Origin of the sequence: Brachyspira sp. SAP_772 (assembly GCF_009755885.1) — a bacterium.
Taxonomy (GTDB): domain Bacteria; phylum Spirochaetota; class Brachyspiria; order Brachyspirales; family Brachyspiraceae; genus Brachyspira.
Map to the genome: position 1 here is coordinate 1 of NZ_VYIX01000108.1, position 797 is coordinate 797.

1 protein-coding gene and 1 pseudogene are annotated in these 797 nt (G+C 27.0%); both read left to right on the plus strand.

Annotated elements, in window-relative coordinates; translation table 11 throughout:
• Positions 1-391: SagB/ThcOx family dehydrogenase (locus GQX97_RS12885; RefSeq protein ID WP_157152266.1), on the plus strand; the 391-nt coding region annotated here is incomplete at its 5' end.
• 33 nt (positions 392-424) lie between these two features.
• Positions 425-778, plus strand: a pseudogene (locus GQX97_RS12890) (streptolysin associated protein SagC); the annotation flags it as partial.
• Between the last annotated feature and the right edge of the window lie 19 nt (positions 779-797).

The window sequence follows — 797 nt, forward strand, 5'->3', positions numbered from 1 at the left end:
GGCACTTAATATAAATAATCTTGAAAAGGGTATATACAAATATATGCCTTTTACTCATTCTCTTGAAAAAATAAAATTATTTAATAATGATGATTTAGAAAATTATTATAATAATAATGTTTTCGGCGGGGGAATAGATTTAAGAAAAACTGCTTTATCTGTTTACTATGTGTATAGTATATATGAAAACACTAGAAAATATGGAGATATGGCTTTGCAGTTTGCTTTGATAGAGACTGGAGAGATTGCACAAAATATACAGCTTACTGCTGCTGCAAGCGGTATTTTAGCATGCGACATTGGAGGATTTAATAARACTTTATCTGAAGAGTTATTAAAYCTAGATGGACAGACTAATCATGTTGTGCATTTAACTTTGCTTTCAAAATAATTTTTATAAAAAATAAATAGTAGGTTTGTTAAAATGGCTAAGAAAAATATTAAACTTTATGATAATGCKAGTGTGTTTTTTAATTCTGATGATGAGATTAGATTTAGAAAAGGGATATGGAACTTTGAAGAGGCTTCTTTAGAGCTTAATGATTTGAGTGATGGTGTAAGGGAAKCTTTAATATTTATTGCTAAAGAACTTTTTGATGATAAATTAATTTCTTTTGATAATGTAGTTAAGAAATTTTCTCTTGATGAAAAAGACAGTAATTTTTTGAATGAAATTATATCTTCTCTTATAGGCAACAGATTTTTAGAGTATGATGAGAACAATATGCTTAATAGTGTTTATGAACTTATAGAGAAATATTTATATGATATGCCAGATTAAAGCAGGGTTCAAAAAA